The 25,361-nt window shown below is 68.6% G+C and carries 28 protein-coding genes and 4 pseudogenes; 19 read left to right on the top strand and 13 right to left on the bottom strand.

Annotated elements, in window-relative coordinates; genetic code table 11:
* Positions 1-118: 118 nt before the first annotated feature.
* A pseudogene (locus BJ961_RS18620) lies at positions 119-301 on the bottom strand (SAM-dependent methyltransferase); the annotation flags it as partial.
* A gap of 109 nt (positions 302-410) precedes the next feature.
* Here BJ961_RS18620 and BJ961_RS18625 point away from each other — a divergent pair.
* The 3 genes from BJ961_RS18625 (at position 411) to BJ961_RS18635 (ending at position 2,625) form a co-directional block, all read left to right on the top strand.
* Positions 411-1,706: a GNAT family N-acetyltransferase gene (locus BJ961_RS18625; protein ID WP_271413924.1), complete on the top strand. Its 1,296-nt coding sequence runs from the start codon at positions 411-413 to the stop codon at positions 1,704-1,706.
* A 108-nt stretch (positions 1,707-1,814) separates the two neighbouring features.
* The gene (locus BJ961_RS18630) at positions 1,815-2,339 is read left to right on the top strand and encodes a GNAT family N-acetyltransferase (RefSeq protein WP_271413925.1); all 525 of its coding nucleotides are present in this window, start codon (positions 1,815-1,817) and stop codon (positions 2,337-2,339) included.
* 52 nt (positions 2,340-2,391) lie between these two features.
* Positions 2,392-2,625 (top strand): hypothetical protein, encoded by a 234-nt coding sequence (locus tag BJ961_RS18635; protein WP_271413926.1) that lies wholly within the window; start codon positions 2,392-2,394, stop codon positions 2,623-2,625.
* Positions 2,626-2,943: 318 nt separating this feature from the next.
* Here BJ961_RS18635 and BJ961_RS18640 read toward each other — a convergent pair whose 3' ends face one another.
* Complete coding sequence (locus BJ961_RS18640) at positions 2,944-3,207, bottom strand: hypothetical protein (RefSeq protein ID WP_271413927.1); 264 nt, start codon at positions 3,205-3,207, stop codon at positions 2,944-2,946.
* A 38-nt stretch (positions 3,208-3,245) separates the two neighbouring features.
* Here BJ961_RS18640 and BJ961_RS18645 point away from each other — a divergent pair, with 38 nt between their 5' ends.
* Positions 3,246-3,506: a hypothetical protein gene (locus BJ961_RS18645; protein WP_271413928.1), complete on the top strand. Its 261-nt coding sequence runs from the start codon at positions 3,246-3,248 to the stop codon at positions 3,504-3,506.
* Between the two features lie 466 nt (positions 3,507-3,972).
* Entirely contained in the window at positions 3,973-4,722 is a 750-nt protein-coding gene (locus BJ961_RS18650) for a dienelactone hydrolase family protein (protein WP_271413929.1), read from the top strand.
* 82 nt (positions 4,723-4,804) lie between these two features.
* Here the strand turns inward: BJ961_RS18650 and BJ961_RS18655 are convergent, their stop codons facing one another.
* Positions 4,805-5,380, bottom strand: a complete 576-nt coding sequence (locus BJ961_RS18655; protein ID WP_271413930.1) for a TetR/AcrR family transcriptional regulator — start codon at positions 5,378-5,380, stop codon at positions 4,805-4,807.
* Positions 5,381-5,480: 100 nt separating this feature from the next.
* Here BJ961_RS18655 and BJ961_RS18660 point away from each other — a divergent pair, with 100 nt between their 5' ends.
* Positions 5,481-6,332 carry an SDR family oxidoreductase gene (locus tag BJ961_RS18660; RefSeq protein WP_271413931.1) on the top strand — a complete coding sequence of 284 codons (852 nt, stop codon included), beginning with the start codon at positions 5,481-5,483 and terminating at the stop codon, positions 6,330-6,332.
* Positions 6,333-6,487: 155 nt separating this feature from the next.
* On the opposite strand, the pseudogene BJ961_RS18665 reads toward BJ961_RS18660, so the two are convergent.
* A pseudogene (locus tag BJ961_RS18665) lies at positions 6,488-7,040 on the bottom strand (transposase); the annotation flags it as partial.
* Between the two features lie 190 nt (positions 7,041-7,230).
* On the opposite strand from BJ961_RS18665, the pseudogene BJ961_RS18670 reads away from it, so the two are divergent.
* The 4 genes and pseudogenes from BJ961_RS18670 to BJ961_RS18685 all read left to right on the top strand — a co-directional run bounded on the left by BJ961_RS18670 (position 7,231) and on the right by BJ961_RS18685 (position 9,962).
* Positions 7,231-8,044 (top strand): annotated as a pseudogene (locus tag BJ961_RS18670) (IS5 family transposase).
* Between the two features lie 100 nt (positions 8,045-8,144).
* Positions 8,145-8,561 (top strand): hypothetical protein, encoded by a 417-nt coding sequence (locus BJ961_RS18675; protein WP_271413932.1) that lies wholly within the window; start codon positions 8,145-8,147, stop codon positions 8,559-8,561.
* Between the two features lie 145 nt (positions 8,562-8,706).
* A complete protein-coding gene (locus BJ961_RS18680) occupies positions 8,707-9,561 on the top strand; it encodes an IS5 family transposase (RefSeq protein ID WP_271416969.1) in 855 nt (284 codons plus the stop codon).
* Positions 9,558-9,962 carry a hypothetical protein gene (locus tag BJ961_RS18685; RefSeq protein ID WP_271320152.1) on the top strand — a complete coding sequence of 135 codons (405 nt, stop codon included), beginning with the start codon at positions 9,558-9,560 and terminating at the stop codon, positions 9,960-9,962. The genes BJ961_RS18680 and BJ961_RS18685 overlap by 4 nt, the downstream gene beginning before the upstream one ends.
* A gap of 16 nt (positions 9,963-9,978) precedes the next feature.
* On the opposite strand, the gene BJ961_RS18690 is transcribed toward BJ961_RS18685, so the two are convergent.
* Positions 9,979-10,796 (bottom strand): IS5 family transposase gene (locus tag BJ961_RS18690; RefSeq protein ID WP_271320373.1). Its coding sequence is split into 2 segments (ribosomal slippage): positions 9,979-10,439 and positions 10,439-10,796, totalling 819 coding nucleotides; the frame shifts between segments, so codons are not numbered across the junction.
* 121 nt (positions 10,797-10,917) lie between these two features.
* Here BJ961_RS18690 and BJ961_RS18695 point away from each other — a divergent pair.
* Positions 10,918-11,283, top strand: coding sequence for a hypothetical protein (locus BJ961_RS18695; protein WP_271413933.1), 366 nt, complete (start codon positions 10,918-10,920; stop codon positions 11,281-11,283).
* 21 nt (positions 11,284-11,304) lie between these two features.
* On the opposite strand, the gene BJ961_RS18700 is transcribed toward BJ961_RS18695, so the two are convergent.
* Positions 11,305-12,681 (bottom strand): tetratricopeptide repeat protein, encoded by a 1,377-nt coding sequence (locus tag BJ961_RS18700; RefSeq protein ID WP_271413934.1) that lies wholly within the window; start codon positions 12,679-12,681, stop codon positions 11,305-11,307.
* A gap of 425 nt (positions 12,682-13,106) precedes the next feature.
* On the opposite strand from BJ961_RS18700, the gene BJ961_RS18705 reads away from it, so the two are divergent.
* From BJ961_RS18705 to BJ961_RS18720, 4 genes are all read left to right on the top strand, one after another.
* Positions 13,107-14,225, top strand: coding sequence for a toll/interleukin-1 receptor domain-containing protein (locus tag BJ961_RS18705; RefSeq protein WP_271413935.1), 1,119 nt, complete (start codon positions 13,107-13,109; stop codon positions 14,223-14,225).
* A 473-nt stretch (positions 14,226-14,698) separates the two neighbouring features.
* The gene (locus BJ961_RS18710) at positions 14,699-15,073 is read left to right on the top strand and encodes a hypothetical protein (RefSeq protein WP_271413936.1); all 375 of its coding nucleotides are present in this window, start codon (positions 14,699-14,701) and stop codon (positions 15,071-15,073) included.
* A gap of 151 nt (positions 15,074-15,224) precedes the next feature.
* Positions 15,225-15,593, top strand: a complete 369-nt coding sequence (locus BJ961_RS18715) for a VOC family protein (protein WP_271413937.1) — start codon at positions 15,225-15,227, stop codon at positions 15,591-15,593.
* A 540-nt stretch (positions 15,594-16,133) separates the two neighbouring features.
* The gene (locus tag BJ961_RS18720; RefSeq protein ID WP_271413938.1) at positions 16,134-17,099 is read left to right on the top strand and encodes a phosphotransferase family protein; all 966 of its coding nucleotides are present in this window, start codon (positions 16,134-16,136) and stop codon (positions 17,097-17,099) included.
* 295 nt (positions 17,100-17,394) lie between these two features.
* On the opposite strand, the gene BJ961_RS36005 is transcribed toward BJ961_RS18720, so the two are convergent.
* The 4 genes from BJ961_RS36005 to BJ961_RS18735 form a co-directional block, all read right to left on the bottom strand.
* Positions 17,395-17,784, bottom strand: a complete 390-nt coding sequence (locus BJ961_RS36005) for a hypothetical protein (RefSeq protein ID WP_333782083.1) — start codon at positions 17,782-17,784, stop codon at positions 17,395-17,397.
* Between the two features lie 238 nt (positions 17,785-18,022).
* Positions 18,023-18,226: a hypothetical protein gene (locus BJ961_RS36010; RefSeq protein WP_333782084.1), complete on the bottom strand. Its 204-nt coding sequence runs from the start codon at positions 18,224-18,226 to the stop codon at positions 18,023-18,025.
* Complete coding sequence (locus BJ961_RS18730; RefSeq protein ID WP_271413939.1) at positions 18,223-18,570, bottom strand: hypothetical protein; 348 nt, start codon at positions 18,568-18,570, stop codon at positions 18,223-18,225. The genes BJ961_RS36010 and BJ961_RS18730 overlap by 4 nt, the downstream gene beginning before the upstream one ends.
* A 249-nt stretch (positions 18,571-18,819) precedes the next feature.
* Entirely contained in the window at positions 18,820-19,698 is an 879-nt protein-coding gene (locus tag BJ961_RS18735) for a ketopantoate reductase family protein (protein ID WP_271413940.1), read from the bottom strand.
* 60 nt (positions 19,699-19,758) lie between these two features.
* Between BJ961_RS18735 and BJ961_RS18740 the strand changes: the two genes are divergently transcribed.
* Complete coding sequence (locus BJ961_RS18740) at positions 19,759-20,391, top strand: TetR/AcrR family transcriptional regulator (protein ID WP_271413941.1); 633 nt, start codon at positions 19,759-19,761, stop codon at positions 20,389-20,391.
* 244 nt (positions 20,392-20,635) lie between these two features.
* Here BJ961_RS18740 and BJ961_RS18745 read toward each other — a convergent pair whose 3' ends face one another.
* Both BJ961_RS18745 and BJ961_RS18750 read right to left on the bottom strand, forming a co-directional pair.
* Positions 20,636-21,052 carry a hypothetical protein gene (locus tag BJ961_RS18745; RefSeq protein WP_271413932.1) on the bottom strand — a complete coding sequence of 139 codons (417 nt, stop codon included), beginning with the start codon at positions 21,050-21,052 and terminating at the stop codon, positions 20,636-20,638.
* A gap of 100 nt (positions 21,053-21,152) precedes the next feature.
* A protein-coding gene (locus BJ961_RS18750) for an IS5 family transposase (protein ID WP_271413942.1) occupies positions 21,153-21,967 on the bottom strand; the annotation gives its coding sequence in 2 pieces (ribosomal slippage) (positions 21,153-21,638 and positions 21,641-21,967; 813 coding nt in all).
* A 553-nt stretch (positions 21,968-22,520) separates the two neighbouring features.
* Between BJ961_RS18750 and BJ961_RS18755 the strand changes: the two genes are divergently transcribed.
* Positions 22,521-23,078: a YciI family protein gene (locus BJ961_RS18755; protein ID WP_271417091.1), complete on the top strand. Its 558-nt coding sequence runs from the start codon at positions 22,521-22,523 to the stop codon at positions 23,076-23,078.
* Between the two features lie 320 nt (positions 23,079-23,398).
* Here BJ961_RS18755 and BJ961_RS18760 read toward each other — a convergent pair whose 3' ends face one another.
* Positions 23,399-23,782 carry a winged helix-turn-helix transcriptional regulator gene (locus BJ961_RS18760; RefSeq protein WP_271413943.1) on the bottom strand — a complete coding sequence of 128 codons (384 nt, stop codon included), beginning with the start codon at positions 23,780-23,782 and terminating at the stop codon, positions 23,399-23,401.
* Positions 23,783-23,883: 101 nt separating this feature from the next.
* On the opposite strand from BJ961_RS18760, the gene BJ961_RS18765 reads away from it, so the two are divergent.
* A complete protein-coding gene (locus BJ961_RS18765) occupies positions 23,884-24,285 on the top strand; it encodes a RidA family protein (RefSeq protein ID WP_271413944.1) in 402 nt (133 codons plus the stop codon).
* Between the two features lie 228 nt (positions 24,286-24,513).
* Positions 24,514-25,019: pseudogene (locus tag BJ961_RS36015) on the top strand (dihydrofolate reductase family protein).
* The last annotated feature ends 342 nt before the right edge of the window (positions 25,020-25,361 follow it).

Genomic DNA, 25,361 nt, shown 5'->3' on the forward strand with positions numbered 1-25,361 from the left:
CCTATTCGAGCCCTGCTCGCCCGCGTTGCTGCGGTTACTCTGTGGGTTTCTCCCAGACCGAGATGTGCTGGCGGCTCTCGCTTGTGAACGGCTCTCCCATCCAGCTGTCCCACCGTTCACCGACCGCGCCACCACCCGGTTTCCCACGAAGCCGGTCGACCATCGCCCGTGACAACTCGATGCCATGGACCGGCACGCCTCTGCCGGCCAGCGGCAACGCGATACGTCCCGTCCCGATGCCCAGCTCAATGACGCAGCCGCCGGCCGCGAGTCACGCCAGCACATCGACGGCGGGAACCACGACCTCCGGGGTCCCGGCGCTGGCCGCCCCTGCATGGCCAGACCCTTGCGCGAGCCCCGGGCAGATATTCGGTTGCTCGCCTGTGAAGGCGGTGGATGCAATGTCCGGCATGGTGACTGAGGTCCGCCCGCCGCGACACGATGAGATGGCTGCGTACTACCGGGCATTGCCGTACGCGAACGGCTTGCCGAGTTGGGAGCCCGCGGACGCGGCGTGGCACGGCGGCCCCGAGCCGTGGCCCCCACAGCGCACGCCCGCGGGTGCGGACCAGCTTGAGAAGTGGGCCGCAGCAGACATCAAGGACAAGGCGTTCCACCCGATCGCGACGTTCGTCGACGGCAGATGCGTCGGCGCATCGGCAGCCCTCTCCCTTGAGGTGACGGTTCCCGGCGGGGGGATGGAGAGGATGGCCGGCATCACTGCCACCGGAGTGATCGCGACGCACCGCCGACGCGGGTACCTGCGGCAAATGATGCAGGCCATGTTCGATGCGGCCCTGGAGCGAGGCGAGCCGTTGGCGATGCTCAGTGCCAGCGAGGGCAGCATCTACGGACGGTTCGGGTTCTCGCCCGCGACCTACCGCACCCGATGGGAACTGGCCCGTCACGAAGCCGCCCTCCTTCCAACAGAGCCCGATGCCGGGTCGCTGGAACTGGTCGACGCTGCACAGGCGCAGAAAGCGTGGCCTCGGGTACATGCGGAGGTGCGTGCCCACCGCGTCGGGGAACTCGGCCCTCTCCCCGGGCGCTGGGACGGGCTGTCCGACGAAACAGACGGCACCAACGGGCCGCTGCGCTATCTCACCCACCGCGACCAGCACGGCAATGTGGACGGCATCGCCAACTTCCGGCTGCCGTGGTCACCGACCACGGACCGTGCCGGGACGCTCGTGGTGGAAGCCCTGGAGTCGACGAACCCCGTGGCCTACCGTGCCCTGTGGGGCCTACTGATCGACTTCGACCTCACCAAGACCGTCGTAGCAGCCGGCCGGCCACGCGACGAGCCCCTGCGATGGATGCTCACCAACCCGCGGGCGATGCGCATCACCCGCCAGACCGACAACCTATGGGCACGCCTTCTCGATGTTCCCCGAGCCCTGACGCGACGCTCCTATCCGACGCCCGGCGAACTGAGGTTCACGATCGGCGACGACCGGATGTGCCCGGCGAACAACAGAACATGGCATCTAAAGGCAGCCGGTCCCGTGGCGACGTGCGTTCCCACCGACGAGACGGCGGACCTGACCATCACGCTCTCAGCGCTCAGTTCTCTCTATTTCGGGGGCGTCTCGGCGCACCACCTGGCGTATGCGGGCCACATCGCTGCGCACACCGACGGCGCGATCGGACAGCTGACTCGGATGTTCTGGACCGACCCCGAACCGCACAACTCCTTCGGCTTCTGACGAGGCGGTGCGTGCCGGGTGATGTCTTCGGCTTCAGCGCACATGGGTGCCCCCCCCCCCCTTGCGGCTGGTCGATGCAGGGGCGGACCCCTGTGCGAGGATCGCGGCGTGAACGATCTACGCTTCCGTCTCGCTGACGACGCCGATCTTGCCGCCGTCGTGCGTCTGCGCGATGACGCGGCCCGGTGGATGCTTGCCCAAGGTGTCACTGGTCAGTGGCAGCCTGGTGAGCTGGGCGGGGACCACTTCCGCCGGATCATGGAGAGCGGGGAGGTGTGGCTCGCGGAGGCCGCCGATCGTGTGGTCGGGGCCTGGGAGCTCTGGTGGGAGGACGAGGACGCCTGGGGGCCGCAGCCGCCGACGGCTGGCTACATACATCGGCTGATGGTGGACCGCGGAAGTGTCCCAGCCGGGACAGGGCGACAGCTTCTGCGAGTCGCGGAGCAACGCGTGGCCGAGGCGGGCCGACCGTTGGTTCGTCTGGACTGCCTGGCCACCAACGCACGCCTGAGTGCGTATTACCTAAACGCCGGCTATCGAGTGGTGGGACGCAAGGAGGATAAGCGGCAGCCGGGCGGTACGTCCAAGTCGTTCACGCTCCTCGAGAAGTCCGTACGGAATGAGTTGAGGTAGGTCAAGCGACGAGGGCCTCGCGCCTTGACCTCTCGGGACAGACAAGGCGGTGGTGGACGAGGTCGGTCGCGTCGAGCGCATCCCGTACGAGCTGTACGAGCTGTGTGTACTGGTGTCGCTGCGGGACGCGCTGCGGCGCCGCGACATCCGGGTCCCGGGGGCGGGGCGGTGGCAGAACCCGGAGGACAACCTGCCACCGGACTTCGAGGCCACGGCGCGATCCGCGAGCCGCAGAGCCCCGGAGCGTTCATCGGGGCCTGAAGAAGCGGCTGCGGGAGTCCCCTGACCCGGCTCGACTCCGCGCTGGAGCTGGGCACCGCGGGCGGCGTGGACACCGTCCGCGAGCACGGCGAGCCGTGGATCAAGGTCGCATCGCTGGGCAAGCAGGTGGAGCCGGAGAACTTCGTGCGCGGTCCGCTGCCCGCCGGGCGGCATCTGCGACATCCTCGCTCGGAACCGCCGTGCCCGCCGGAGGGGAGCCGGCGCCACTACCGGCGACGCTCTCTCAAGGAGCCCACCAGATGGACCAGGAAACCGCACTGCGCCAAGGCCGTTTCCGGACAGCCGGTTCTACGCTTACCTGCGAGGCATGTTTGCGGCCGACTCAGCGGATCGTTGTAGCTGGCGGCGCGACCACTTCGCGCAGCTCGGCGGCGGCCTGAGCCATGAGCTGAGCGAGGGTGGTGTCCGGCTCGGCCAGCCAGCGGGGCATTGCACGCCGGTGGATCGCCACTACCACGTCGATGATGAAGCGTGCTTTTCCGGGCGCGACGCCGCGGCGCTCCAGCGCCGGTGCCGGCGCGTCGGCGATGTCGGCGAGCGGGAAGCCCCGGAGTGCTGTCGCGTCGGGGCGACGTACGGCGCGCACCGGGCACTCCGTCGCCCGCGTGTATGAGGGGAAACCGTATGAAGAAGACCGCCGCCCTGGCCGCCGCCGCGACGCTGGCCGCCACGTTGCTCACCGGGATCGGCTCGGCCCGGGCCGACGTACTGACGGACAGCACGCGAGCCGCCGAGACAGCCCACTCCGCCACGCGCGCAGCAGGCCGCTACTGCCTCGCGAACGACTGGGGCAAGCCCGACGTGCCCGTCAAGCCGTGCAATTCCTCCGACCAGGGGCAGCACTGGGCGATCTTCAACGACCAGATCAGCCTCGCACTCGCCTGAGTCCGGTCTCGGGGAACACCGGTACAGCAGTTGATGCCAGGCCGGTGCTCTCGTTCAGGCGGGAGTTCCGAGGCCGGTGACGCGGTTCTCGTACTCGCGTCGGGCCTTGCGCCGGGCAAGCAGGGACGACACGGTCACCCTGGCCGCCGTCGAACGGTTGGCAGCGGGCAAGGAGCCGCTGGCGGTGGACCCCTGGCACGGCCGTGACGCGCAGGGTGCAGCCCTGACCGCGCCGTACGGTCGCCCCTTGGTCGAGCGCAACTTGCTCGGCGGGCTCCAGGTCGGCCCCGAGAAGCGACCACGCCCCGAAATGGGGCGCGACCGAGACACTCACCAAGGCGCAACAGGATGTTCATGAAGCCTGAGCGCCGGGCCCATCCCGTGTTTCAGAGGAGACACCTACGCTGTTCTGCCAGCGGCAGAGCAGCAGCCGGGCCGGGCTCGGCGCTCACTACAGTCCAGTCTCATGACGACGATCACGACGCGTACGGTCGAGTACCCGGCCGACGGCTTGACGATGGTCGGGCACCTCGCGCTGCCGGCCGGTGTCGACCGCCGGCCCGCGGTGCTGCTCGGACCAGAGGGCATGGGGCTCAGCGACGTCGAGCGCCGCCGGGCAGACGCTCTCGCCGAACTGGGTTACGTGGCGCTGGCCTTCGACCTTCACGGCGGGCGCTATGTGGGCGACCCCGAGGAGATGCTGGCCCGTTGCATGCCGCTGCTCGCCGACCCTGACCGGATGCGGGGCATCGGCCACGCGGCGCTCGACGTGTTACGCACCGAACCGCGGGCCGACCCCGACAGGATCGCCGCCATCGGCTACGGCACCGGGGGCGCCATCGCGCTGGAACTCGGGCGCGACGGCGTCAACCTGCGCGCGATCGGGACAGTCAACGCGACTACCACGGGGCGACCGGGCGAGGCGGCGCGCATCCGCTGCCCGGTGTGGGCCGGGGTCGGATCGGAAGACCCGATCATGCCGCCCGCGCAACGGAACGCGTTCGCCGCTGAGATGCAGGCCGCGGGCGTCGACTGGCGCCTCGCGGTCTACGGCGGCGCCTTGCACGCCTTCCACCACCCGCCGGTCGGCCACCCCACGGTCCCCGGCGTCGGCTACCACCCACAGCACGCGCAGCGCGCCTGGCGCGACGTCGTCGGCCTGCTCACCGAGTGCCTGCCCGTGACGGAGGGCCACCTGGGGGCACGACCCAGGTAAGCATGCTGGCGCCAGGCATGGTCGACGTCGGACACTGACCGTGGCTGCGCTCGAGTTGGCGTGCCGGTCCGGGAGATCGGGTTCAGCTCGCGGTCGAGTCCTTGGTCAGCGCGTCCATGAAGAGGTCGACGAGTGGACGAGCTTGTTCTTTGGTTCCGTGCTGCACGGAATAGGCGATGCCACCCATGAGGAGGAGGACATCGTCCGGGGCGACGTCCGTTCGCAGGCTTCCGTCTCGAGCACCGGCGGCGAGAAGGGTGGCGACAGCGTCGGTAAGGAGTGCGCGGCTGTCGGAGTATGGATCGATACCGGAGGCGATGACCGCGTTGAGGGCTTCGGACATTCCGCTCTTTGCCGTGGCGTAGTGGATGAAGTGTTCCATCCACATTCGGGTGGCCCCGGCGGCCGGGTGCTGTGCGAGAAGATCCTTCACCTTCGCGCACACCTGGGTGAGTTGGCGCCGGTAAGCGGCGTCGATGAGGACTTCCCGAGTCGGGAAGTGCCGGTAGAGCGTGCCGACACCGACGCCCGCCCGCTTGGCGATGGCGGCAGGCGAGGTGTCCAGACCCTGCTCGGCGAAGGCCTGAGCGGCGACCTCCAGCAGGCGCTCGCGGTTCTGCAGCGCGTCACTCCTGGTGCGGCGGGGCGTGGCGGGCATGCGGGTTCCTTAGGCGTCGGTCTCCAGTTGCTTTCCGGAATCTGTTCCGCTTAACTCTAAACGGAACGGATTCCGGTACCACCCTACTTCAGGAGACCCCGTGCCCACTCCCTCCGACAAGGCATCACGTCACTGGTTCGTCACCGGAGCCTCCGGTGGGCTGGGCCGCCATCTCACCGAGCACGCCCTCCGGAACGGCGACCGCGTGACGGCGACGGTCCGCCGCCCGGCAGCTCTGGGAGACCTGCGCGAGACGTACGGCGACCGGCTGACTGTCGAGATCCTCGACCTCACGCGGCCGGCCGACGTGGACAAGGTGGTCGGCAGGACCCTCCGGTCCGGGCCGGTGGACATTGTGGTCAACAATGCCGGATACGCGGTTGTGGGCGCCGCCGAGGAAATGACCATCGAGCAGATTCGCGACCAGATCGAGGTCCTCCTGCTCGCGCCGATGGTGATCACCCGTGCCTTCCTACAGCCGATGCGTGAGCAGGGCGGTGGCCGGATCATCCAGATCTCCAGCGTGGGCGGCCAGGTCGGTATCCCCACTCACAGCTGCTATCACGCGGGCAAGTGGGGGCTGGAGGGCTTCACCGAGAGCGTCAGCCGCGAGGTCTCCGACTTCAATATTCACCTCACTCTGGTCGAGCCCGGCGCCACCCGTACCGGCTTCGCTTCGGCCCTGCAATACACCACCGAAACGGCCGTCTACCGCGACAATGCCGTCGGCCAGACCCGGCACTACCTGGAAACCGCAGATGAGAGCGTCTTCACCGGCGACCCGGCCAAGCTCGCCGCCGCCATCTACGACACCACCCGCCACCCGCGCCCGCCATTGCGCCTGACTCTCGGATCCGACACCTATAGCGCAATCCACGCGGCACTCACCGAACGTCTCACCGCGCTCGAGACTCAGAAGGATCTCGCTGAATCTGTCGCCTTCACCCGCTGATCCGCCCGACCGGCGCGACACGTCAGGCGATCTCGCCGCCATTCCGACCTGACGCATCTCCGCAACTTCGACGTCCGGAAGTCCCGCACATCCTCTCACCCAGCACTCCCACGCGATCGCATCAGACGTCGCCAGCGGCGGAACCAATGTCATTGGGCGAACGCATGCCCCACGACCCAGCGTTGGGTGCCCAGTCCGGAGCCGTGCTCGTTGCCGCGGCGGGCGATCAGCGGCTTCACCCCGAGGACCCAGACCAGTCGGCGGTATTCGTCGTGGTCGTAGCCGCGGTCGACCAGCACCACGTCGGGGCGGCGTCGGGGCAGGCCCCGCTTGCCGCGTACGGGCGGCACGGCTCGGAGGAGCGGGGTTGGCTGGGTGACATCGTTATGGTTGCCCCCGGTCGGGGTGGCGGCGAGCGGGACGCCGGCGGCATCGGTGATCAGGTGGTGCTTGCTGCCCGTCCTCCCGCGGTCCACCGGGCTTCGTCCAGTCTTGGCACCCCCCTTCAACGCCCGGATGTGGGCCAGGCGGCGCCAGCAGGTCATTCCTGACCCGAAGCCGAGTTCCTGCGGCAGATGTTCCCAGGCGATCCCGGTGCACAGCACAAACAGGACGCCCTGGAAGACCAACCGGTCAGGACGCCGTTTGCGTCCCGGATGCCGCGTCCGGCGCTCACCTTGGGCAGCAACGGCTCGATCACCGCCACAGCTCGTCGTCGACTTCCCACGACTTCGGCCGCGCCACCGCACACCCAGGTCGTCAGTCCCGGAGTGATCCAACCAGCCCGAAGATCATCTCGTTCGGAGTTCCAAGTGCCCGGTTGCCTGCTAAGAACTCCTAACGAAATGATCTACAAGGTGGTTGGATCACTCCGGAGCTGAAAATCCGGGGGTGCGGGGTGGCTCGGGCGAAGCCGTGGGAAGTTGACGACGAGCTGTGGGCGGTGATCGAGCCGCTTGTGCCGAAGATTGAGCGTCGGGCCCAGCATCCGGGGCGCAAGCGGCATCCGGACCGGCTGGTGTTCCAGGGCATCCTGTTTGTGCTGCACACCGGAATCGCCTGGGAGCACCTGCCGCAGGAACTCGGCTTCGGCTCGGGCATGACCTGCTGGCGCCGCCTGGCCGAGTGGACCGAAGCCGGGGTATGGCCCCGGCTGCACGGGGTCCTCCTCGCCAAACTCCGTAGTGTGAACGTCCTGGACTTCTCCCGGGCGGCGGTCGACGGCTCCCACATCCGGGCGTTAAAGGGGGCATCAAGACCGGACGAAGCCCCGTCGACCGGGGCAAGACGGGCAGCAAACATCACCTGATCACCGACGCCACCGGCATCCCGCTTGCCGCCACCCTCACCGGCGGCAATCGCAACGACGTCACCCAGCTCGTCCCGTTGCTGCAGGCCGTGCCGCCGGTGCGGGGCAAGCGCGGCCGCCCCGGCGCCGACCGGACGTGGTGCTGGGGGACCGCGGCTACGACCACGACAAGTACCGCCGCCTGGTCTGGGATCTCGGCGTGAAGCCGCAAATCGCCCGCCGCGGGACCGAGCACGGCTCCGGGCTCGGCGCTCAACGCTGGGTTGTTGAACGCGCGTTCGCCCACCTGCACTGGTTCCGTCGCCTGCGCATCCGCTGGGAGATCCGTGACGACATCCACGAGGCATTCCTGACCCTCGGATGTGCGCTTATCTGCTGGAGGCGCCTCAGGGCGGCCCGATGAGTCCTGAGTGTGCTCGTCAAATCGATCTAAAGCCATGGAACGCAAGGCGGCGTACCGTAAGAGATCGCGAAGACGGTCGATGAGTAGCGGGGGACGCGGCGTGGCCTATGCGATCGGACTCGTGTGGATGACAGGTGCTGCCTTCATGACGTGGAAGGCGGCCCAGCTCTGGCGCAACGCGCACTTGGTGGACTTCTTCTTGGCTTCCTACACTGTCCTGCCGTTCGGCCAGGAGGTCAGGAGAGGCGAGGTCCGCTCCTTGGGTGTCACCGCCACCTCGCTCTGGGCAATCACTCCTCTTGTCTTTTTGGGACTGCTGGACGCTGAGATGACCGGTGGTCAAGCAGCCGTCGTCCTGATTGCGGTGCTCATCGTGCTGGCATGCATGGCCTGCGAGATCAGCATCATCCTCTTCAACGTGCCCGCGCGTTTCGTGCCGCCACACATGCGCTCTGATCCTGGGACCGTGGTGCTATGGCGTGTGCGCCGGAAGCGCAAGAAGTCCGGTCACCGCTGACACACTCGGCTGTCGCGTACGGCATTTCGTTAGGAGTTCTAAGAGGGCGTTAAGTCCCGTTCCTGATGATGTGGTGTCGCCCGTTCGTGGGTGATGGGACAGTTCCGTCCTCGTGTCATGGCGTGTACATGATGGGGTCGTGGGCATGGAACGGACGCCGTACGCAACCGACTTGTCCGACGAGCAGTGGGCGTTGATCGAGCCGCTGGTCACCGCGTGGAAGCAGGAGCGGGTGGCGCGGTCGGCGACCGGAGACCCGGGCTCCTGCGCCCTGCGCGAGGTCGTGAACGCGCTGCTTTACCAGAACCGGACGGGCTGTCAGTGGCGGCTTCTGCCGCACGACTTCCCGGCCTGGTCGGCAGTGTTCTACTACTTCACCCTGTGGCGCCAGGACGGCCTTGACCAGCGGATCCAGGAGATCCTGCGCTGCCAGGTGCGGGAACGGTCCAGACGATTAGAGGACCCGTCCCTGGTGATCATCGACACCCAGTCCGTCCGCGTGGCGGCCGGGGTGCCGAAGGAGACGACGGGACTGGACGCGAACAAGAAGACGCCCGGCAGGAAGCGGGGACTGGCCGTCGATGTGCTGGGCCTGGTCATCGGTGTGGTGATCCTCGCTGCGAGCGCGCACGACAACGAAGCCGGCATCGCCCTGCTGGACCAGGCGGCTGAGCGGTGTGGGATGCGCCTGGAGAAGGTCCTGGTCGACCAGGGCTTCAAGGACGCCGTGATCATCCACGGGGCGGTGAAGGACATCACCGTTGAGGTGGTCCGCCGCAACCCCGACGACGAGGGGAAAGGCTTCGTCCCGCAACCGAAGCGGTGGGTGGTCGAGCAGGTCAACGGCACCCTCATGCTGCAGCGGCGCCTCGCCCGCGACTACGACCACCGGCCCGACAACGCGGCCTCCCGCGTCTACTGGGCCTCCACCGCCGGCATGCTCCGCCGCCTCACCACCCCTACCCCCACCTGGCGGGACGACGTGGAGCTGGCCGCGTGAACGTCTGCGAACTCCTGCGGCTGCTGCAGACCGAGCACGATGAGACCGCTGCCCGCGCCGACCACCTGCGCGAGCAGATCGAGCGGCTCACCACCGACCTCGCCGAGACCGAAGCCCGCCTGGCCGAGCTCGCTGCCACCGGCAAGGTCATCGACGGCCTCACCCCTCCCGACCAGGCACCGGCCCCCGCGGAGACCGCCATCGCGACCGTCTACCAGCGCATCGTGACCACGTTCAACGAGCACCCCGGGGAGGTGTTCCGCGTCCGTGATCTGCATGAGCACCTCGGCCTGCCCACCGACGAGCCCTCGATCAACGTCACCCGCTCCCGCCTGGGACGACTCGTCCGCCAGGGATTCCTCGAGCAACCGGGACGCGGCCGCTACCAGAAACGGACTTAACGCCCTCTAAGAGGTCCTAACAAAGGCGTTGGACGTGGCGGTGGGTGATGAGGCAGGTGGCGAGTCCGAGGAAGGCTTCGTGGATGTCGTCGCGTCGTTCCCAGCGGATTCGCAGTCGGCGGAAGCCGTGCAGCCAGGCGATCGTGCGCTCGATCACGTAGCGGAAGACGCCCAGGCCGGAGCCGTGTTCGACGCCTCGTTCGGCGATGACCGGTCGGATCCCGCGCTGTCGCAGCAGGCGGCGGTACTTGTCGTGGTCGTAGCCGCGGTCGGCGAGGAGTGCGTCTGGCCGGTGTCTGGGCCGGCCGACGACGCCGGCCACGGCCGGAACCTTGTCCAGCAGCGGCAGCAGCTGGGTGACGTCGTTGCGGTTTCCGCCGGTCAGCGACACCGCGAGCGGGATGCCCTGGCCGTCGGTGAGGACGTGGTGCTTGCTGCCCGGTCGTGCGCGGTCGACCGGGCTGGGCCCGCTTTTGGGCCGCGCCGAGCGGCCCGTACGTGGGAGGAGTCGATCACCGCCCGGGACCAGTCGAGCTTCTTCGCGGCCCGCAGCCTCTGCAGCAGTACCAGGTGCAGTCCGTCCCACACGCCGGCTTCGTTCCAGGCGGCCAGGCGCCGCCAGCACGTCATCCCCGAGCCGAAGCCCAGCTCCTGGGGCAGGTACTCCCACTGGATGCCGGTGTGCAGCACGAACAGGATCCCGCACAGTGCCTGCCGGTCCGGGACCCGCGGCCTGCCCTCCACCAGCTTCGGACCCGGCACGGGCAGCAACGGCTCGATGAGCGACCACAGTTCATCCGACACGACCCAGGGCCGCGACTGTCGTTTCCCCACGAACGGACCAACGACCACTCAAGCCGAAAGTCACATGATCAACAACTTCTGTTAGGACCTCTAAGAGCCTCGGCCGTGACCACCGCGACCTGCAGCGGACCATTCCAGCTTCCCTGGCGAGATGACCGGGACGGCCGCGCAACTGGTCAAGGACTCCAGCCGGGTTCTGCACGAGCGGCAGTCACCCAGTCACTTCAGCAACATCCGCATCTTGAGCACCGTCCTCTACTGGTGCGGCGCCAAGGGGCCATCTCCGAGACGGATCGGCGCTCGCCCCGACCACCCCGCCGTCGGTAAGGTCCTGCTCCGTGTCGACGTGCCGCCAGGTCTCACCCTGGTCCGCTTGCGTCAGGACGGCATTCTCAACGCAGCGGCAGAAACAGCGGTCCCGCTCCGGCTGGTGAGGCTCTTCGGGATGACGGAGAAGAACGCCATGCGCTATGTCACCGCGGCCCATTCCGAGCAGACGGCGAAGCTGCCCCGGTGACGCTCAGCAGCGCCCGCCGCTCTAGAAGGGAGGGTCGTTGGGGCCCCGGTCGGCCTGCGCGGCCGCGTCACGCCTTCGGCTGGCCGCATGTTGTTCGGCGAGGGAGGGCATTCCGGCGATGGCTTCAACGGCGCGGCCATGCCGAATGAGCAGCTCGGCCACTTCCGACGGCCGCACTTCAGTATCCGCCCGTAGCAGGGCGAGTGCCTCCTCAATGCGCCCCATCTCATCGAGGATCCACGCCTTGCTGACCGTCAGGCCATACATGTCCGATGGCAGCGTTCCCGCGTAGGCGAGGGCCTCCTCGTGCCGGTCGGCCTCGCCCAGCAGCCAGATCCGGTTCGAACTGAACCAGGACGGGTGCTCCTCGACGAACTCAGCACTGCGCTCGTCGAGGAGCGCAAGGGCATCGTCCAGCCGGCCTGCCTCGTGCAGCAGGTGAATGACGTCGTCGAAAAGGCAGACATCGTGGTAATCGAACGTCGGGCGACCCACCTCGATGGCTTCCTCGATCCGACCTTGGCGGCCCAACAGTTCGATCAGAGGCCAGCGGAACCGGTCCGGATACTCGGCGACTGCGATGAAACGCCGCAGCACAGCCTCGGCCTCACTTGCCTGCCCGTCGTCTTCGAGCGCCCGCGCGTAGTACGCGAGCGTCTCGTCCGCACGCTCGCCGGTGCTCAACACGCTCAGTTCCTCGACACCCCCGTGGCGCCGCAGGAGCTCGGCATAGGCGATCAGCGTGTTCTGGACCACGTAGTGCCCGGCTGCGACGTCTGCTCCAAGCATCCGTACGGCCTCATCGACCCGGCCCGCACGCTCCAGGACCTGGGCTTGGAGATCTTGCGCGTTGCTGGGGTGAAAGTTCCAGCGCTCCTCGCCGCGGGCGCTGCGGGCCCGCTCAGCGTGCGGGGCGATCAGCTCCAGGACCTGTTCATCATGGTCCTGGCCCTCTGTCAGCTCGACGAGGGTGGACAGGATCCACTCCCTGTCCAGATGCGGCGTGAGGACGGTGATCGCCTCGTTCAGCCTGCCCGCCTTGGCCAGCAGTTCCACAAAGTCGTGGCACACCCACTCGGAGGCAAGGCCGTCCTTGTCCGGGCGTACGGCGTCCAGTGCCTGCTGCACCCTCCCCGCCTCGAGCAGGACCTCGGTCCTCTCCCAGCGTGCCCGGTTCCACCCAGCCTCGACGAACGGCTCCAGGACGCCCAGGGCCCGCTCGACCTCGCCCGCCCGGGACAGCTCGCGAGCCGCCGCCTGGGCGCAGAACCACTCCCCCTGCTCCGATGCGGCCTGGACCAGCAGCTCCACCTCACCCCGCTCCACGAGCATGGAGACCAGGCGAGGAGATATTCCGCCGAGCGTCCGTGACTGCCATTCGAGATCGTCGATGTTCACGAGCATGAGCGTACGGGCGACTACTGACAGGCCTCATCGACCAGCTGCCGGGACCCACTCGTTCTACGCCAACACAGGCCCGCGGACGGGTTCCCCGTCAGACTCCTGCCAGATTCCGCGAACCCGCGCACTTCCGTGCTGACCACGCGTAAAGCCGCATCAAGGTCTATGCACTGCCCCCTTGACGCGTACCTCGGCTGTACCCCGGGACTCGGGCCTCGGCCCATGCGGTGTTCCCGCATTACCGCAGCACTGCCAGGGAACCGCTTCACCATCGCCAGCCGGACACGCCGACCCGCCGCACCTGCGCCATCACCATCCGACGCCTGCTGTCGGCGGCCGCTGAGAAAGGTCCAGGCCGGCTGGTGGCCGTGGACATGGTGACGTCGCTGAGCCCGGACTGACCCGGCCCGGACCAGCTGAGGGTGCACAACGCCGCCGACGTCGCGATGACCAGGCCCAGTCAGGTGGTGAAGCAGGGCTTTGATTCGCCGATTCAGGGCGCTGGGCGGAGCGTTTTCGTCGAAGATGCCGGGATGACTCCGAAGTGGGATTTCTTCATCAGCCACGCCAGTGAGGACAAACTGCTCGTGGCCGGGCCGCTGGCCCACTACCTGCAATCAGTCGGCTTCTCAGTCTGGTACGACGAGCTCTCGCTACGGGTGGGCGACTCGGTGCTGCGCGAGATCGATCGCGGGCTCGGGGCATCCCGGTACGGGGTCGTCGTCCTCAGCGAGTCGTTCTTCGCGAAGCAGTGGCCCCAGCGCGAGCTGGCAGGCTTGATCGCCACCGCCTCCGACGGTGAGCGCCGGGTCCTGCCGGTCTGGCACGGCGTTGACGCCGCCGCGGTTGCTGCCTGTTCGCCGCTGCTGGCCGACGTCAAGGCGGTGAACACGAGCCGGGGGCTGCACGTCGTGGCCGAGGAGATCGTGCGCGCGGCCTTCCCCGAGCGGGTTGCGACCCTGCCGTTGTCGAACGGGGCGAAGGAGCGGGCCGCCGACCGGGAGACTGCCCGGAAGACCTTGCAGGCCGTGCTGACAGCCGGCGGGAGCCGGGAGGACGTGCTGTTGGTGCTCTCGGCTTACCAGAGCCTGCTGATCGCGCTGACGCGCTACGCCGCGCGGGTGGTAGGTCCCGCCTCGCGCTTCACCGACCTGCCGTGCGACTTCATTCTTTACGAGCCGCACGGCGTCACCGGGCCGATCCAGGTCACGTTCGTCGTCCTCGGCTCGACCGAAGCCGGCGGTGGCGACTTGCCGGCCGCCACGGACCTGGCCTTCGGAGAGGAGATCCCGTTCGCCGGCCGCCCCAGTAACGACTACCTGCCGGGACGGCGCGTCGGGGAGTTCCCCAGCGTGCTGTCAGCGGTCCGACGGCTTGCCGGTCACGTCAAGTCGGACAACATCCACCACGCGCATCCGGAGCTGTGGAACTTCTCGGTGCTCCTCGTTCACGGCAGGCGTGGCGTCCAGGATCCCACGTCGACCGCCCCGACGAGGCTCCACTTCGAGACCGCCTCCTATGACCGGCTGACGGACTCGTAGAAGCACCTACGGGGGCGAGGGCTTGAGAGGGCGCCTTCACGTCGATCCGGTAGGCGGACCGGCCGCCATCGGTGCGGGCGTCGACGGTGTCGGTCAGGTCCTCGGCGTAGAACTCCAGCAGCTGCTGACCACGGTGCCTCTGCGCCAGGATGTCCGCGCTGTTGTCGCCAGCCGCGTTGCCGAGCCGGTCCCGGATGGTCGGCCACGATCTCGCACTCGTACTCCGAGGCTCGCTGGGGCCTCGGCCGTCTGCTCGTCGTGCTCGCGCATCCTCTGGGGCTGAGTCGAGCGCCAAGAGGCGCTCGACTGATCGACCCGACTGAAGCGATCAGGAAACTTCAGGTCAAAGCGATACTTCCAGGTGGCTGGCCCGAGCGTGGTCTCGCGCGGCACACTCGACTCATGGCTGGCATCGAAATCGATGACACCACCGCGGACGCACTGCGGGCCCTGGCCCGACGCCAGCCGAACTTTTGGACGACCTCGCGGTCAACGACTACTCCGTGTTCGTCGGCCTGGCCGCCCGCCCGCCCGCCCGCCCGCCCGCCCGCCCGCCCGCCCGCAACGAGCTGTACGGCTTTGGCGTGGCCGTGGCGTACCTCGGCATCCACAGAGAGCGTGTCAACACCAAGTTCGAGGCCTGGCGGGACCTGATCGCGACATCGCCGCCCTACGCCTCGACTCGTTCACGATCGCCGAACGGCTGCACTCGCTACGCCTGCCAGCGGCCCGACCTCGCGGTCGCCCTGCCCACCATCCCCGCGGGTGCAGGGAGCAGTCTGATTGATCTGCGAGTTCATGGCTGTAGAGGCGTGGTTTCAGCAACTTCTACAGACTCCGGCAAATAGGACATGGGTGGCGTGACCTCGTATCGGGGTGCCCGTGCTGGTCGTGGTCGGCAGTCTGTGTTGCAGATCGTCCGGCGCGGTGGTTCGGCCGATGAGTTCACCGTCCCCGAACGGTCTACCCAGCGACACGACCGTTCTCGACAGGAGTGCCATGTCCACCATCCAGCCAGTGATCCTGACTGCCGACCAGGACGTTCTGCGCGGCTTCTACACGAAATTGTTCGGCGCTGAGGAAATCTTCCGGGTGCCGGCGGAAGGCCCGGCCTTCTACCTCGGATTGCGCATCGGCGACACCGACCTCGGGTTGGTAACCAAGACGGACCCGGGAACCGGGGCAACACCGCGGATCCTGCTCAGCATCGGTGTCGACGACGTCGACGAGATGCTCGGCCGGGTGACAGCGCTGGGAGGCTCGGTCCGCGGCGGCCCCAACGACATGCCGTGGGGACAGCGCGTCGCCCACATCCAGGACCCCGACGGCAACCCGTTGAACCTCACCCAGCCAATCCCGGGCCGGTAACGCTGTTCCGGGGTGCTTGTGCTGATCGTGGGTCGCCTGCGGGAGGCGGTAACGGGGGCGGGGGCAGGGGCGGCATGCCCGGAGGCGGCGGAAAACTCAGCGACGCCCAGGCGTCGGCCAGGCTGAAGGCGGCCGGCATCAGCCGGGACCCCGCGCGTCACCAACCACACCCGGAACCACGCCAAGAAGCACCACAAGCGCCGCGACGGCGCGTGACGTCCGGCGGCAAGACGGTCGTCGACTACGCCGACGAGCGCTGGGCGAACCACTGGGACATGAGGTACTACTGATGCCACTGCGGCTCCCAGTAGCTCCCCAGGCGACGTGAACGATCCATGCCCGGCCGGACCGCAGTCCGGCCGGGCACCGGCTTTCGGCGGGCGGTCGGTCGGTCGGTCACGAACGCTGTCGCTGTCGGCCATATCGATGGCACCACGGCCGGTGCGCCACCTCCCACGAGGACGACGTGCTCGTAGTCGTCGTCCGTGACCGAGACAAAAACTTTCGCGCGTACCTCTGTCACGATGATGAGGTGACACGGTGACCAACCACGATGAGACAGCGGTCGTCCGGCCTTTGACACTGGATTGGGTGAGCCGGCATCTGGAGGTCGGCGAACGCGTCGTCGGAGCCGAGGTGCTGCACGGCGGTATCACGGCCGAGATGCGGAGGCTGACCGTCGGCACGCCGGATGGAGGCACCCGTGACCTGGTGCTGCGGAGCTTGGTCGACCCGTTCTACGTGGAGCACGCCGGAGACTGGCTGAACAGGGAGGCCGGCGCCCTGACCCTGCTCACGAAGACCCGCGTACCGGCCCCTGAGCTGGTCGCGGCAGACCCGGTCGCCGCACATTGCGAGTATCCGTCGCTCCTGATGACACATCTGGCAGGCCGGACGGTCCTCGACGACGAGGGGCTGGAGACTCGCGTCCCCCAGCTGGCCCGCCAGCTCGTGGCCATCCACGCGGTACAGCCTGCCGAGCAGCCCCCGAAGTACGTGACGCTGACGAACCCCGACACCGTCGTGATTCCGAAGGGCGCCGACACGGCGGCGTGGGCCGCGGCAATCGACGTGATCCGTAAGCCCGCGCCACCACGCTGTGAAGGGCGATTCCTGCACCGGGACTTCCAGCCGGGCAACGTGCTGTTCGACGTGCCGCCCTCGGGGCCGGCAGGGACCCGGATCACCGGCGTCGTCGACTGGGCGGCCCCCTCCTGGGGCCCGGCCGATCTCGATGTGGCGCACTGCTCCGCCGTACTCGCGCAGCTGCACGGCCCTGCGTGGGGTCTGCGGTTCCCCGAGGCGTACGAGGAAGCCGGCGGAGTGCTGGCCGCGGCCACGAGCGAGCGACTCTACTGGCTCGTACGGGACGGACTGGCGTCCTCGGAAGAAGTGCATGCGGTGTCGAGGCCATGGCGAGCGGTAGGGCGGACAGACCTCACACCGCAAGCCGTGGAGGCGCGACTGGACGCCTATGTCACCGCCCTGATGGACACGCTGGGCTGAGCCAGAGCAGTCCGGGGCGCAGCCTCGGCCCCGGCACCATCGTTCGCCCGTCAACCGAGTGGGAACGTCGCGGCGCGGAGCGCGCCATGTCGGAGGGGCGGCCTCCGCCCCGGCTCGGGGGGTGCGGGACGGAGGCCTGAGGCCGAGTCTGGCATCAACGGGAGGGGACCGCCGCCTGTGCGGTGCGTACGCCCGGCCTCCCCGTGAATCCGGTGCCGCGGGTGTACGGAGCGTACCCGGTCCGGCCGCGCTTCAGCGGGGCCGGCGTGCCAGAGCCTGGCGAGGCGGGAGTCGACTACACCGTGAGTCCGGTCGCCTTGGCCAGGAAGTCGGCGTTCGCAGCCACGTCATGGCCGAGGACGACCGAGTGGTGCGGCAGCTTCGCCAGTCGCTGGGCGACCGCCTCGCGGGCAGCTGAGGTGCCGCCGCCGTCGACCCCGAGAAGCGCGAACACGTCCGGATAGCGGTCCTCTGTCGCGCCACTCATGAAGTCCGCCCTACCCAGCACGCGGCCGGTCTCCTCGACGGCCGGGACCGCGCCGGCCTCGATCCGCGGGAACACCAGTGCCGCCGCCTCGCCGCCGGTCGCCAGGGGAACGCCGAACCAACTGGTGAACTGGTCCGGGAACACTTGCGTCTTCATCTCCTTGCCGCGCTCCCACAGCGGCGTGGGGTCTCCGGCCAACAGAGCCTGCGTAACGCTCTCGTCCTGCGTCGGATGCAACGCCTCGCCTGCCTCCAGGCGCTCCCGTACGGTTTCGAACCAGCCCAGCGCCTCCAGCAGTCCGAGGCCGACGGCCGCCGCCGAGGGCGGTAGGCGAGCGCGCTCTCCGGCGCCACGGCACGGATCACTCCGTCGGACACGCCCCCCGCGAGGAGTAGTTGCTCCCGGGCGTACATAGTGCTCGTGTGCGGGGACTGCGTCACCGCCAGGGCATGGTCGTCGTAAGCGTGGTCGTCCAGCTCCCGGTGACCCGGGCCCCGGCGCAGATGTCCGCCGGATGAACGGCGGCGGCATTCCACCAGGTTCCGAAGTAGCGGGCGGACCAGTGGGTGACGGTTTGCTCGGCGCAGACGACGGTCACGGCCGCACCGGCGCTCTCCAGTCGTACGGCGTACGTGTTCATGGTCGGTACCTTCCGGACGGAGACGGCTGCAACGGAAGACCACGCACGGCCCGGTAAGCGGCGCGCAGCTGGGAACGGGACGCCTCCGGCTGCCGGTCCTCGACGGCGTTCAGCGGAGGCAGGAGGCAGAAGGCAGGAGGCAGGAACGGTACGGGGTGGCCGCCGGTGAAACGCACGGGTACGCCGCACCAGTCACCCGCGTGCGCGGCGCACAGCTCGGTGACGCCGCCCTCCGCTCCGAGAGCCAGGCGCAGCGGGGACACCACCGCGCCGGCGGGTCCGCACCGGGTCCGGCTGATGCCGGCGCTGATCCGGCCGGGCCGCCGGGCCAGCTCGTCGCGCACCTGCTGGAGGGGGACGGGGCGGCCGGCGGTAGGGGAGCCGGGCCCGGCCGGTCTCTGGACACACGTCCAGCTCCGGCGTTTCGGCCGGGATTCGGCGTCACCAGGTGCGGACCGTGTCAGGGGTGATCCTCAGCCGCCGGGACACCTCCGTGATCGAGTGGCCTTCGGTGCACTCCAGCACGACCCGTGACCGCCGGGCCAGAGTCTGGGCAGTCGCACAGCTCTCGTGGCCAACCACGACGGTGATGCCTACGGGGCCCCTGCCAGGGTGCGCATCTGTTCGGCCAGTCGATCCAGTTCGGCTGTCGCCGAGGGGGAGGTGTCGTTGAGTGCGCTGCGTGCGGCGGTCTTGCTGCGCAGGAAGCGCCGCAGCAAGGCGACGAGCATGCCTTCCGGCAGGGTCTGCAGTGCGCCGAACACGCGCGGGACCGGTGGCGTCGGCGTGGCGGCCATGGACTGCCGCATGAGGCGGAGCATGCCGCCTACGGCGTCCCCATCCTCGGCCAGCGCCGCCGGCCCGCCCGCCGCGCGTACCGCCCGGCCGAGCGGTACCTCGAACGCGGCGTGGGTTTTGAGCCAGGCGTCCATCCGCGGCTCGGCTTTGACCTTGATGTTCGCCGCGCGGAACTCGCGGACGATCCGTTCCGACCGCGGGGTGGTGTGCCCATGGGGCTCACCGATCGGCATCGGGACCCGGCCGGCCATGAAGCTGAGTGCCCGGTAGCGGACCACGTCGCCGTCCATGGTGCCGCCGGCCAGGGCCGGGGGGAATCCGAGCAGAGCACGCCCGCGGCCGATCGCTGCTTCCAGCGGCTGCGCACCGGCGGCCCAGTTGTGGAGGAACAGGACGTCGCCGTCGACACGGGCCAGCGATTCCAGCACCGCGTCGACCTGGTGGGTGCGGACGGTGACGATGACGAGGTCGTATCCGCCGGCCGGGTCCTCGACGACCGGGGCCGGCACCTGCCGGACGGCAGGGCTGTCCTCCTCCGCGAGCTGCACGCCGTGCCGGCGCAGGGAGGCCAGACGGGGGCCCCTCGCGAGGAGTGTGACATCACGCCCGGCCTCGTACAGGTGGGCGGCGAGCAGGCTCCCGCACACCCCGGCGCCGTAGACGAGCAGTTTCATGCGATCACATCCGGATAAGTCAAACGTTCGTTTCAATCGATCGTTCGTATAGTACGGGACATGGTGCAACCCGATACCCGGACCAAAGTCCTCGAGGCCGCCGAACGCCTCTTCGCCGAGAACGGATACAGCGGAACCTCGGTCCGCGCGATCACCGGCCTCGCCGGAGCGAACCTGGCCGCGGTGGCCTACCACTTCGGGTCGAAGGCGGACCTCATGGCCGCGGTCGTCCGCCGCGTGATCGATCCGATCACCAACGCCCAGCGCACCCGGCTCGACGAGCTTCTCGCGAGGGCCGGGGAGCCGCGGGTCGCCGATCTCGTAGAGGCCTTCGCGGGTCCCCTGTTCGACGACATGCCCACCGATGGCGACCGCGGAGTACACGCGTCCCGGTTGATCATGACGATCCTCAGCGATCCCGCCGAGGAGGCCCGCGGCTGGACCGGCCCGGACGACGCCGCCATCCGTGAGCGCTACCTGGCGGCGTTCGCCCGCGCGCTGCCCGACCTCACCCCGTCCGAGCTGCTGTTTCGCATGCGGGGAATCCTCGCCGTGACGGCCGTGGACCGCGTCGAGGCCCACCACCAGCCGACCCCCACATGCCCAGCTGCGACCGACCGGGCCGCCCGCAGCTGGGCGATCACCTTCCTGACCGCTGCTATGAGCGCCCCGGCAACCGAAGCCGAGAGATAGCGCCCGCACATCACGGGGCCTCGCTCGTTCCAGTGCGGTGCCGTCCGCGGTCGGATCGAGCGGTACGGCGAGGGCGAAAAGCTGGAAGATGCAATGGGGGCGGTCCAGGTCCCTTGACCGGCGCGGGCCCCTCGTATCCGCGTCCGGTGAAACGAGCGCAACACCGCGAGCCCGGAGACGGCTTGCCCGGCGGCCAGCGCAATTAGAACTCCTAACGAAATGCCGTACGCGACAGCCGAGTGTGTCAGCGGTGACCGGACTTCTTGCGCTTCCGGCGCACACGCCATAGCACCACGGTCCCAGGATCAGAGCGCATGTGTGGCGGCACGAAACGCGCGGGCACGTTGAAGAGGATGATGCTGATCTCGCAGGCCATGCATGCCAGCACGATGAGCACCGCAATCAGGACGACGGCTGCTTGACCACCGGTCATCTCAGCGTCCAGCAGTCCCAAAAAGACAAGAGGAGTGATTGCCCAGAGCGAGGTGGCGGTGACACCCAAGGAGCGGACCTCGCCTCTCCTGACCTCCTGGCCGAACGGCAGGACAGTGTAGGAAGCCAAGAAGAAGTCCACCAAGTGCGCGTTGCGCCAGAGCTGGGCCGCCTTCCACGTCATGAAGGCAGCACCTGTCATCCACACGAGTCCGATCGCATAGGCCACGCCGCGTCCCCCGCTACTCATCGACCGTCTTCGCGATCTCTTACGGTACGCCGCCTTGCGTTCCATGGCTTTAGATCGATTTGACGAGCACACTCAGGACTCATCGGGCCGCCCTGAGGCGCCTCCAGCAGATAAGCGCACATCCGAGGGTCAGGAATGCCTCGTGGATGTCGTCACGGATCTCCCAGCGGATGCGCAGGCGACGGAACCAGTGCAGGTGGGCGAACGCGCGTTCAACAACCCAGCGTTGAGCGCCGAGCCCGGAGCCGTGCTCGGTCCCGCGGCGGGCGATTTGCGGCTTCACGCCGAGATCCCAGACCAGGCGGCGGTACTTGTCGTGGTCGTAGCCGCGGTCCCCCAGCACCACGTCCGGTCGGCGCCGGGGCCGGCCGCGCTTGCCCCGCACCGGCGGCACGGCCTGCAGCAACGGGACGAGCTGGGTGACGTCGTTGCGATTGCCGCCGGTGAGGGTGGCGGCAAGCGGGATGCCGGTGGCGTCGGTGATCAGGTGATGTTTGCTGCCCGTCTTGCCCCGGTCGACGGGGCTTCGTCCGGTCTTGATGCCCCCTTTAACGCCCGGATGTGGGAGCCGTCGACCGCCGCCCGGGAGAAGTCCAGGACGTTCACACTACGGAGTTTGGCGAGGAGGACCCCGTGCAGCCGGGGCCATACCCCGGCTTCGGTCCACTCGGCCAGGCGGCGCCAGCAGGTCATGCCCGAGCCGAAGCCGAGTTCCTGCGGCAGGTGCTCCCAGGCGATTCCGGTGTGCAGCACAAACAGGATGCCCTGGAACACCAGCCGGTCCGGATGCCGCTTGCGCCCCGGATGCTGGGCCCGACGCTCAATCTTCGGCACAAGCGGCTCGATCACCGCCCACAGCTCGTCGTCAACTTCCCACGGCTTCGCCCGAGCCACCCCGCACCCCCGGATTTTCAGCTCCGGAGTGATCCAACCACCTTGTAGATCATTTCGTTAGGAGTTCTTAGGCCGAACCGCCTGTCGTCAACCTGCGCCGCTGGGACGAGCGCTGGCAGGGAGGAGAACGTCGGCGCCACCGACGTAGAACTCACCGAAGCCGACCTGGCCGGTATCCGGGAGGTCCTCCCCCAGGGCTCCGCGGGCAGCCGCTACCCGGCCTCGGTGATGGCCGAATTCCGCACAGCGGATGAGAAGACCTCCCTCCAGGCCCGCTGCCGCTGTCGCTGTCGCCCCACCCTCGCACCAGGACAGGCGAGGGCGATGCGAGTGAACCACCACACCTACGGCCGCGGCGGGCCGGACAGCCGGGGAACCGCTCTGCCCGTGTGTTCGCTCACGGTGTCGCCGGACCGCAGTCCGGCCGGGTACCGGCTTCGGCCGCCCGCCGCGCTACCCGGGCTCTGCACGCGCCCTACTACAGCAGGCCGCCGAGCAACCCTCGCCGTGAAACCCGCTCGACCTGGGCACCTACTTGGAGACATCCTTGGGCATGGATTTCCTCTGCTACCACCGCGACCGGCCCGGCTCCATGACGCTGCGCGACGAGTTGCTGGAAGAGCACTGGTCCTACATGGATCGGTACGCGAAGGAGATGATCGCCCGGGGCCCGACCCTCGCCGACGACGGCGACACACCGACCGGGAGCGTGCACATCGTCGACCTGCCCGACCCCGCCGCCGCCCGCGCGTTCGCCTTCGACGAGCCGAACTACCAGGCCGGCGTCTACCGGGACGTGCTGCTGCGACGGTGGCGCAACATGCTGGGGCGCACCATGTGGGACTTCCCCGGCGGCCCGACCGACGGCAACCGGTACCTGGTACTCGGCCTCGGCCTCGGCACGGGACAGGTCGCCGACCTCGCGGTGCCACCCGACCGGAACGAGCTGATCGCCTACGGGCCGCTGCTGTCCGACGACGGCGACACCTGGCTGGGTACGGCGGCGCTGCTGCGAGCACCGGACCCGGACACGGCACGCGCCATTCTGGCCCCGGACCGGTACGTCGGCATCGAGGTGCACAACTGGCAGTTCGGCGGGCGCTCGTCATAGCCGAGGACGTCCGCCGGCATCCCCGTCGAAGCCCCGGCCGACCGAGTGGGGACGAGCGGACCCCTGGGGAACACGGCGCAGAGAACGCCGCCTCGGCGGGGGCGGCCTCCGCCCCAGCTCGGGGGGATGCGGGACGGAGGCCTGAGGCCGAGTCTGACATCGACGGGAGCGGACCGCCGCCCGTGAGATGTCTGTTGCTGAACCTGTGCCCCGGGAAGGCTCGGTAGCCCGATCAGGTGAAGCGCGGGCCACGTGGGTGGCCACCAACGTGAGATCGATCAAGGCATCGGGCAACGCGCGGGGGTGTTGCCGCATGCCCGTCAGGCGTCGAAACGGCCGCGTGCACTTTCGATGTGACCGAGGTGTTGGTGGGTCCAGCCGCAGATGACGTCGACCGCGGTGCGAAGGGCCCGGCCCGGCTCGGTGAGGGTGTACTCGACTCGCGGCGGCACGGTGGGGTACACCTTCCGGTCGACCAGGCCATTGCGCTCCAGCATGCGCAGGTTCTGGGTGAGCATCTTGTGGCTGACGCCCTCGACCTCGTTCCGCAGCTCGCTGAAACGCAGGGTGCGCTCGCCGAGCGCCTCGATGATCAGGAGCGCCCACTTGTTGGCGACGTCCGAGAAGATCTCCCGCGCCAGGGAGTCTGCGCGCCGCAGGTCGGCGTCCTCCGGCAGGCCCTTGAGTAGTTGCTTGGTCACCATCAGGTTCCTTAGTCACCGAAAAGTGCGTTCTTCCAGGTCAGCCTTCACTCTCCTACAGTTTCCGAGTAACTACAAGAGAGCAGATCGGAAGGGCGAGCACCATGGCCACCATTGATGTCTTCAATCACGACGTGCCGGCCGAGAGCGACTTCGGCTACTCACAGGCGATCAGGTCCGGCGAGCTGATCCACGTCTCTGGACAGCTCTCGTTCGACGAGGCAGGCGAGTTCCTCTACGCGGGCGACTTCGCCGCCCAGCTCAAGCAGACCTACGTCAACATGGACAAGGTCCTGGATCACTACGGCGCCACCCGGAACCAGGTCGTCTCGCAGACCCTGTACGTGGTGAACCTGCGGCAGAATGCCGCGGCGACGGCGGAGGGCAACCTGGGGTACTTCGGCGACCACCGCCCGGCCAGCACGGTCTTGGGCATCACTGAACTGACCTTGCCCGGCCAGGTCGTCGAAATCAGCTTCGTCATCGACACCCAACTGCCCGCCTGAGGTATCCCCCTCGCACCTCCCACAGCCCTCTGGGGCTCCCTTCACGGGACAGTCACAGTGCATGTGCCGCTGCTTGCGCGGCGCGTCCACGTCGGCCCGCAGGATCGTGCCCGATCACCGTCCTGTACGGATCCAGCGCCGACGCCCGGCGACGGCAGCGGCTTGCGTCGCTGCGGCCGGGCCGGCGTTGTGCTCGCGCCTCAACTCCCCCATGGTCAGGTCGGCTCGGTGGTCCCGCCGGATCGCCGCGTATCGCTCGACATGAGCTGGGTGATGCCGTACGCGGTGTCCGACGTGGCCCGCGACCAACTCACCAGCCTTTGGGAGACGGCGACGACGGCCCTGCTCGGCCGTGTCAACGCCGAGGGGGTCCTCGGATTCTGGCCCACGATCATCGGCACGGAGGGCGCCGACCCGCGCGACGAGGGCTTCGCGAAGTGGCTCGTCGCCGCCGACAAGGTGGTCCTGTCCTCGACGCGCCGACCGCTCGGGGCGCCGCTGACCTCGGGGACACCCGAAGCGGCGACGCCCTCGTACTCTCCAGCACCAGCGTCATCAAGGCACTGCTGGAGGCCGACGAGGTCGATCGCCTGGCCCTCACCGTCTTCCCCGTCCTCCTCGGCGGCGGGCCGCGCCTCTTCGACGACGGCCTGCCCGCCGGCAAGTGGGCGCTCGTCCGGCAGACCGCGGATGTCGACGGCACGCTTGCCCTGGTCTACGACCGCACCCGCTGACCCGCAGAGTCGGTCGTCACCGGTCACCGGTCACCGTGCACCGTGGCTGCCGCGACGAGATCCTCGGCACTGTCTCCAACGACCACGACTCGGTGGTGACCCTCGAAGACGTCAGAATCGCCGACCCTGCACAACGATCGGCGCACCTCTCACCCTCCCCGCCTTCCCCGCAGAGGCTCTGCGGCGAGTCGAGCAGAACCGGCGACCCGCCGCCGAACTCGACCTGCGTCCCGGAGCCATCGTCCGGTCTGGGTCACCACAGGAGCCGCCCGAACCCACGCCTGCCAGGGCTGAGCCTTTCGTCACGGCGTGCGGCGACGCGTTGCGCGGGCCCGGTCGATT

It is taken from the genome of Streptomyces lienomycini (assembly GCF_027947595.1).
Classification (GTDB): domain Bacteria; phylum Actinomycetota; class Actinomycetes; order Streptomycetales; family Streptomycetaceae; genus Streptomyces; species Streptomyces lienomycini.